This window comes from Kitasatospora sp. NPDC057542 (genome assembly GCF_042801945.1).
In the GTDB taxonomy this organism is placed as follows: Bacteria; Actinomycetota; Actinomycetes; order Streptomycetales; family Streptomycetaceae; genus Kitasatospora.
Genome location: NZ_JBHVFE010000417.1, coordinates 1 through 8,038, shown reverse-complemented (window position 1 = coordinate 8,038; position 8,038 = coordinate 1). Strand labels below are relative to the sequence as shown.

The 8,038-nt window shown below is 74.3% G+C and carries 5 protein-coding genes and 2 riboswitches; of the genes, 4 read left to right on the top strand and 1 reads right to left on the bottom strand.

What is annotated here, in order from left to right; genetic code table 11:
- Positions 1-57 precede the first annotated feature (57 nt).
- Positions 58-1,470, bottom strand: coding sequence for a hypothetical protein (locus ACFU7Y_RS34905; protein WP_224281364.1), 1,413 nt, complete (start codon positions 1,468-1,470; stop codon positions 58-60).
- Between the two features lie 132 nt (positions 1,471-1,602).
- A riboswitch (cobalamin riboswitch) is annotated at positions 1,603-1,679 on the bottom strand.
- A 77-nt stretch (positions 1,680-1,756) separates the two neighbouring features.
- A riboswitch (cobalamin riboswitch) is annotated at positions 1,757-1,901 on the top strand.
- Between the two features lie 104 nt (positions 1,902-2,005).
- Between ACFU7Y_RS34905 and ACFU7Y_RS34900 the strand changes: the two genes are divergently transcribed.
- The 4 genes from ACFU7Y_RS34900 to ACFU7Y_RS34885 form a co-directional block, all read left to right on the top strand.
- Complete coding sequence (locus ACFU7Y_RS34900; protein WP_224281365.1) at positions 2,006-4,795, top strand: prenyltransferase/squalene oxidase repeat-containing protein; 2,790 nt, start codon at positions 2,006-2,008, stop codon at positions 4,793-4,795.
- Positions 4,792-5,913 (top strand): hypothetical protein, encoded by a 1,122-nt coding sequence (locus ACFU7Y_RS34895; protein WP_380770766.1) that lies wholly within the window; start codon positions 4,792-4,794, stop codon positions 5,911-5,913. The genes ACFU7Y_RS34900 and ACFU7Y_RS34895 overlap by 4 nt, the downstream gene beginning before the upstream one ends.
- Before the next feature lie 4 nt (positions 5,914-5,917).
- On the top strand, positions 5,918-7,144 hold the full coding sequence (locus ACFU7Y_RS34890) for a CbiQ family ECF transporter T component (protein ID WP_380770765.1): 1,227 nt from the start codon (positions 5,918-5,920) through the stop codon (positions 7,142-7,144).
- Positions 7,141-8,038: energy-coupling factor ABC transporter ATP-binding protein (locus tag ACFU7Y_RS34885; protein ID WP_380770764.1), on the top strand; the 898-nt coding region annotated here is incomplete at its 3' end. The genes ACFU7Y_RS34890 and ACFU7Y_RS34885, both read left to right, overlap by 4 nt.

The following is an 8,038-nucleotide window of genomic DNA, read 5'->3' as shown; positions in this document are numbered from 1 at the left end:
GGTCGTGGATCGTTCCCGCCGGAGCGAGGGGTCGGCGCCCCCTCCGGCGTCGTGCGGTCAGCTGCCGTAGCGCAGCGAGACGGTGTCGCCGAGGTGGACGGTGGTGGCCCGGGTGGCGGCGGTGGCGGTGGCACCGTCCAGGCTGACCTTCCAAGTGGAGGAGCCGCCGTTGGCCGTGCCGTTGAGCGCGGTGATGGTGCCGCCGCCGGTGGACGGGGTGACGGAGGTGACGCAGCCGCTCGGGGTGGCGGTGCCCGCCGGGTCGAGGACGTCGCCGAGGGTCGTGGTGGTGCCGGTGGGGGTGAGGGTGACGGCGCAGACCCTGAGCGCGCTGGTGCCGTCGTCGACGACCAGGGAGAGGCGGGCGGCCGTGCCGGCGGTGAAGTCGGTGGTGGCGGCCCAGGTGGGCTCGCCCGCGGTGGTCGGGGTGGGCGGGGTGGCGGTGAACCCGGCGCCGGCGACGGCGCGCAGGCCGTCGACGGAGGCGTAGGGCGACGGGCTGGTGTCGGTGGGCAGGTACTTGAAGCCGCCGCCGGGCTTGAACTGCTGGGCGATGAGGAAGTCGACCGGAGTCTTGCCGGTGCCGCTGGTGAAGTCGGCGCCCTGGGGGTTGATGCCGCAGGCGTTGAGGCCGGACACGGCCCAGCCGTTGGAGTCGGTGTTGACCCCGAACATGGCGTTGAAGGCGCCGGAGGCGGCGAGCTTGCCCTTGAGGAAGTTCTTGGCGGCGACGATCGCCGGGTCGGTGTTGGGCACGCCGCCTGCGCACAGGGAGGCCATGGCAGCGCCGGTCATGTCGATGTCGCTGCCCTGGGCGAGCGCCGTCGGGTCGCCCGCGGCCTTGCTGTAGTTCCAGCCGCCGTCGTTGTGCTGGTTGGCGCGCACCGCCGTGACGGAGGCGTCGATGAGCTTCTGCGGGGAGCGCTGGGCGCCGGCCTGGGTCTTGGCGCCGGCTAGGGCGAGCAGGCCGAAGACGGTGCCGTTGAAGTTGGCGGACGGCCCGTAGTAGCCGGGCTCGGCGCTCTGCCAGTAGGCGGTGAGGTCGGCAAGGAGATTGCGGCCGGGGCCGACGCGGGCGGGGTCGATGCCCGCGGCGTAGGCGTTGAGGATGCCGCGCTCGTAGTCCGTGGCCACGGGCGAGGCGCTGGGCCGGCCGGGGGCGGCGAGCTGGTTGCGGTACACCAGGCGGGCGTTCTTGGTGGTGTCCCCGCCGGGAGTGACGTCGGCGGCGGCCGTTCCAGCGGCGGCGAGCGCGCTGAAGGCCCACTCGTTGGAGAGCCCGCCGCCGGTGACGTAGCTGCCGTCGGCGGCCTGGAGAGACTTCAGGTACGTGACGCCGGTGCTCCTGGAGGTGGCTATCTGGGCCGGGGTGGCGGTCGCGTGGGCGGGGACGGCAGAGAGCAACAGGGCACCGGCCGCCAGCGCGACGGTGGTCGCCGAGGCAGCACGGGATGGGGTGAGGAGGGGCACGGGACAGGCTCCTTGGGGTGGCGGGCGCCGACCCTGCCCCGGAATTCCTGCGTCCACTCGGGGCGCGCGACTGCCGGAGCGGTCGCCGCCCGGATCGCGTGGGCCGGCTTTCGCCGTGGTGCACGGCCGGGCGGGCATTCGGGCTCGGGACGGCACGACCACCGCCCCACACCGCTGCGCGTCAGCCCCGGATTCGCACCGGGTTCCCCCACTCGGCCACAGCGGACGCTATCGCACGTCCCGTCGTCCGACGAGGTGATGTGAACGATCTGACGCCCCGTTGACTCCTCATCGGCCGCCATGGTCTGATGAACCGATTTTTTGCCCTCGGCATTCAGGGGAAGCCGGTCCAACTCCGGCGCTGACCCGCAACCGTGGACCCACCTGAGGGTGGGTGAGCCGGAATGCCTGGACCGGGGGTCTGTTCACAGAGCACTTGCGTCGTCGCGGACTACGACGCAGTCTTGGCGGCCCCCTTCCCGGGGTGCCGTGGGCTGCGCCGTTGCCTCCCGTGTCGACCGACCAGGGAGTCGCCGTGAGGGTCAGCAGCAATCGCACACGTCACAGAAACCGGGACCTCGCCTCCCTGGTGATCGCCGGAACCGTCGCGGTCGCCGCCTGCGGCACGGTCCTGCTCGGACACCCCGGAACCGCGGCAGCCGACCCGATCGAGCAGTGCACGGCAACGACGGGCGCGATCGTCGCCGTCGACTTCAGCCACTGGGGCGGCGGTGTCGTCCGGGGCTGCGACGCCCACCCCACGACGGGCATGAACCTGCTGCACAATGCCGGTTTCACCACGACCGGAACCGGACACGACGGACCCGCCTTCATCTGCCGGCTCGGGACAGGGACCTTCAACGGCGGCGTCCAGTACCCGACACCGGCCGAGGAGCCGTGCGTCAACACACCGCAGGCCACCGCGTACTGGTCGTACTGGATCGCCGAGCCCGGCCAACAGACCTGGTCCTACAGCCGGTTCGGGGCCGGCACGCAGAAGCCCAAGCCCGGCGAGGTGGAGGCCTGGGTCTACGGCGGCACGGACATCGGCGGCACCAGCGGGGCGCCGAGCTTCACTCCGGACTCCGTCCGCACCAAGAACGGCGGCCCCTCGCCCTCTGTGTCCCCTTCCGCGACCCCGAGCCCGACCGGATCGCCGTCCGCCACGGGTGATCCGGCGGCCGCCGCGGCCTGGCTGGCCGGTCAACTCGTCGGCGGCGATCACATGGAGAACTGGGCCGCCCCTGGGCCGGACTACCCCCGGACCGCCCTCACCGCCATCGCGCTCGCTGCCGCCGGGACGCAGGACCCGGCGCTGCGAAAGGTCATCGGCTTCCTCGCGGACCACACCGACGCGTTCCTGTACCCCGACGGTCCGACCGACAGGCCCGACACGAGGGCTGCCGCCCTGCTGGCCCTCGTCGCCGAGAGTACGGGTCGCGACCCCCGTGCCTTCGGCGGCCGGGACCTGGTTGCCGTGCTCACCGAGCACGTGTGCACCGTAGCTGGGGAGAACGGCAAGTGCACCGCTGCCGGGGACTTCCTCGGTGCGGCCTCGCCCTGGGTCCAGTCCCTCGGCGTCATCGCCCTCCAGCGCGCCGGCGTCGCACCGCCCGCCCCGGCGCTCGCCCGCTTCACGGCGCTCCAGTGCGCCGACGGCGGCATGGCCGGATCGATGATCGTCGCCGGTGACCACTGCGAATCCGACCCGCTCACCACCGGCCTCGCGGTCCTCGCCCTGCGCACGGCCCCCGGGTACGAAGCAGCCGCCAAGAAGGCCGCCGACCAGCTCGCGGCGAGCCAGCAGCCCGACGGCTCCCTTTTGCCGTATGTCGGCGCCCCCGGCGACACCACCAGCACCGCAAGCGCCGCCCAGGCGTTCAAGGCCACCGGCCAGGGCTCTCGCCGGGCCGCCGCCACCGCCTGGCTCGCCGCCCGCCAGGGCAAGGACGGCGGCTTCGGCCCGGACGCGTCGACCACTGATCCGGACACCGCCGCCACCGAGCAGGCCATCCTGGTCCTGACCGGCACCGATCTCACCAGCGTCCGGCACGATCCGGCCGGTGCCACGACCACGCCGACCCCGCCTGCGGGGAGGAAGCCCGACGCGGCCAAGGGGAGTGCCTACCTCACCGACCCGTCCCGTCTGATCGACGGTCACTACTACGAGGGGTTCCCGGCCTTCGCCGACTTCGGCCTGACCATCGACGGGGCCTACGCCCTCGCCGCGACCGGAACCGACGACGCCGCGCTGCGCAGGATCGTCGACTTCCTGGATCAGCAGGGCAAGGACGCCAGCGAGCGCACCGTCAACGACTGGACCGCGATCGGCACCGAGTACGCCGGCGGCGGGTCCATCGGCAAGGAGGCGCTGCTCGCCGAGGTGGTCGGCCGCAACCCGCGGGCCTTCGGCGGCCGCGACCTGATCGCCGCCCTCGCCGCGATGGTGTGCACCAGGGCCGACGCGAACACCGGCTGCGACGCCCCGGGCAACTACACCTACGCCACCTCGGTCTTCTCCCAGTCGCTCGCCGTCATGGCCCAGCTCCGGGCCGGGGACGCGACCGACGCTGCCCCCGCGATCGCCTACCTGAAGAGCCTCCAGCACCCGGACGGCTCCTGGCCGAGCCTGATCCCCGCCACCGGCGACTCCGACGTGGACAGTACGGCCATGGCCGTCATGGCCCTCGCCCTCGTCCCCGGGGACGAGGCCGCCCAGGCGGTCGACAAGGGGCTCGGCTGGCTCGCCGCGCGGCAGCTGCCCGACGGTGGCTTCCCCGGTGCGGCCGGCGACTCCACCAACTCGGCCGCGCTGGCCGTCCAGGGCATGACGCTGCGCCAGGCCACCTACGGTGGACAGATCGCCAAGGCGCTCGACTTCCTCGCGGGCCAGCAGAACGGTGACGGCGGGTTCAACGTCGCCTCCGGCGGGCAGCAGGGTTCGGACGTCCGGGCCTCGACGCAGGTCCTGGGCGGTGCCACCGGGATCTCCTTCGGCACGCTCTCCCGCAACCTTGGCGGAACGCCGACGCCGACGCCGACCCCGACGGGTACTCCCATCGGGACACCGACCGGTACGCCCTCCGGCACCCCGACGGGCTCGCCCACCACGACCGCGCCGATCCCGGTCACCGACACCCCCTCGTCCGGCGGTGGCGCTGCGTCCGGCGGCGTGCCGGGGCAGACCGGTTCAGGCAATCTGGCCAGCACCGGAAGCCAGGCACTGGCGCTGACGGCGGGCGCCGGTGCGCTGACCGCGCTCGGCGCCGCGGCCGTCCTCGTCGCCCGTCGCCGCATCGCGGCCACCCCGGGGCGGCACCGGTGAGCCGGGGACTCGGTGAACGGCTCGCCCGGCTGTCCGGGGCGGCGGCGCTGACCTCCGCGCTCGCGTTCGGCGGCGTCGCCGTGGGCGCGGCCCCGGCCGCTGCGGCGCCGTTGCCGATGGACCAGTGCACGACCACCTCCGGGGTCGTACTCGCCGTGGACTTCAGCACGTGGGGCGGACCGCTGCTGCGCTCCTGTGGCACCACGCCCACCACCGGGTACACCCTGCTGAACCAGGGGGGCTGGAAGACCACCGGCACCGGCCACGACGGCCCGGCCTTCATCTGCCGGATCGGCTACAGCGGTTTCCAGGGCGGCAAGCAGTTCCCGACCCCGGACCAGGAGAAGTGCGTCCTGACGCCCCCGGCCACCGCGTACTGGTCGTACTGGCACGCCGATCCGGGCCAGAACGAGTGGTCCTACAGCCAGCTCGGCGCGATGCTTTACCAGCCGAAGCCCGGCAGCGTCGACCTGTGGATCTTCGGCGGCACCAACATCGAGGGCACCGAGGGGCGTCCGACGTTCTCGCCGGACAGCGTTCGGGCGCACAATTCCAGCACCGGTGGGCAGCCGGCCGACCCGGGCCAGGGCGCCGCGGGCGGCTCCGGTGGCTCGGGCGGCTCCACGGGGGCGACCGGTACGAGCGGTGGTGGTGGCTCCGGCACCGGTTCGGGCGGCAGCACCGGCAGCACCGGCGGCTCCGGCACTACCGGTGGCACCGGGCGTGCCCCGGCTCCCGCCAAACCCCCGGCCGGCGGAGCCCGTCCGCCCGCGCCCGTCACGCCCCCGGGGAACGGCACGGCCGGTACCCCCGAGGACGGCGTCACCCCGCCGGGCGCCCCCGAGCCGACGCCGGTACCCGCCACACCGATTCCGGTCGAGCCGCCCACCGCGGCACCGACGGACACTGCGAGCGACCAGCCGACTGAGCAGCCCGCCATGGCCGCGCCGACGGCCACCCCCGCCGTGCCCGGCGGGGTGGTGGACGCCAACCCGGTGGCCGATGCCCCGCACGACTCAGGTTCGATGCTCCCCGCGGTGGTGGGTTCCGTCCTCGTCGTGGTCCTGGGCGTGGCGACCGTGATCACGGCGCGCCGCCGCCGGCGACAGGCCGAGTGATCCGGTGACCGCGCTCGACAAACACGCCGCCGCCCCGCCCACCGCCCCCGGGCGGGGAGCGGGTGGTCGGCGCAGCGCACGCAACCTGCACCCGCTGGCCTGGTGGGCGTGGGCGCTCGCCCTGGCGACGGCGGCCAGCCGCACGACCAACCCGCTGTTGCTCCTGCTCGTCCTCGCCGTGCTCGGCTATGTGGTGACGGCCCGCCGTACCGAGGCCCCGTGGGCCCGCGGCTTCACCTACTACCTCTGGCTGGCGCTGACGGTGGTGGCGATCCGGGTAGTCTTCCGGTGCGTCTTCGCCACCGGCATCACCCCGCACGACCACCTGCTCTTCTCCCTGCCGCACATCCCCACCCCGGCCTGGTACGCGGGGATCCAGATCGGTGGCCCAGTGTCCCTGGAGGCCACCCTCTCGGCGGCCTTCGACGGGCTGCGGCTGGCCTGCCTGATCTGCTGCATCGGCGCCGCCAACACCCTCGCGAACCCCAAGCGGGCGCTGCGGGTCCTGCCCGGCGCCCTGTACGAGCTGGGCGTCGCCGTGACGGTGTCGCTCAGTGTCGCGCCCCAGCTGGTGCAGAGCGTCCAACGCGTCGCCCGGGCACGGCGGTTGCGCGCCGGGCGGCGCAAGGGCGTACGCGCGCTGCGCAGCATCGTCGTCCCGGTCCTGGAGGACGCGCTGGAGCGTTCGCTCAGCCTTGCGGCCGCCATGGACTCGCGCGGCTACGGCCGCTCCGGCACGGCCTCACGCCGCTCCCGCCGGATCACCGGCGCGCTGATGCTGCTCGGCATGTGCGGCCTGTGCGCCGGGGTGTACGGGCTGCTGGACGGTACGGCGCCCGCCGTGCTCGGGCTGCCGGCCTTCCTCACGGGTGCCGTGCTCTGCGTGGCGGGCCTGCTGCTCGGCGGGCGGCGGGTGCGGCGCACCACCTACCGGCCGGACCGCTGGCGGGCCGCCGAGTGGGGCGTGGCCGGGTGCGGTGTGACCGCCGCCGTGCTGCTGTTCGCCACCGTCGGCTACGACGCCACCGACCTCAACCCCTCCCTCTACCCGCTGGCCTGGCCGACGCTGCCGCTCGTCCCGGTGCTCGCCCTGCTTCTGGCGGGCGCGGCCGGGATCGTCTCGCCGCCGCCCGGCCGGACGCCCGGATCCGCCGCCGTGCCGGGGCCGCGCCCGACGACGCGCCCCGGCGCCGCCACCACCGACCGCACGACCTCCGAGGTGAGCACGTGATCCGATTCGACCGGGTCAGCGTGGTGTACGACGGCGAGACCACGCCCGTCCTGCGCGACATCGACCTGCACATCCCGGAGGGCGAGCTCTGCCTCGTGGTCGGCCGCACCGGCGTCGGCAAGTCCACCCTGCTCGGCGCCGTCAACGGCCTCGTCCCGCACTTCACCGGCGGCACCCTGCGCGGCCGCGTCACCGTGGATGGCCGGGACACCGCCCACCACCCCCCGCGCGAACTCGCCGACGTGGTCGGCGTGGTCGGGCAGGACCCTCTGGCCGGCTTCACCACCGACACCGTGGAGGAGGAACTGGCCTACGTCATGGAGCAGTTGGCGATCCCACCGGAGGTCATGCGCAAGCGCGTCGAGGAGACCCTCGACCTGCTGGGCCTGGCCGAGCTGCGCCACCGGGCCCTGCACGAGCTCTCCGGCGGGCAGCAGCAGCGCGTCGCCATCGGCTCGCTGCTCACCGCGCACCCGCGCGTCCTGGTGCTGGACGAGCCGACCTCCGCGCTCGATCCGACCGCCGCCGAGGAGGTGCTGGCCGCGATCACCCGGCTGGTCCACGACCTCGGCGTCACCGTCCTGCTGGCCGAGCACCGGCTGGAGCGGGTCGTCCAGTACGCCGACCGGGTCGTCTACCTGCCCGGCGACGGGACGGTCGTGCACGGGCCGCCCGCCGAGGTCTTCCGGGACACCACGATCGCGCCGCCCGTCGTCGGCCTCGGCCGCCTGGCCGGCTGGCGGCCGCTGCCGCTGTCCGTCCGGGACGCCCGTAGGGCCGCCGGGCCGCTGCGAGCGCGGCTCACCGACGTGCCGGTTCCCCCGCCGCGCCGGGCAGCGGTGGCGGGGGAACCGGTGCTGGACGCGAAGGGGGTGACCGTCCGGTACGGGCCTG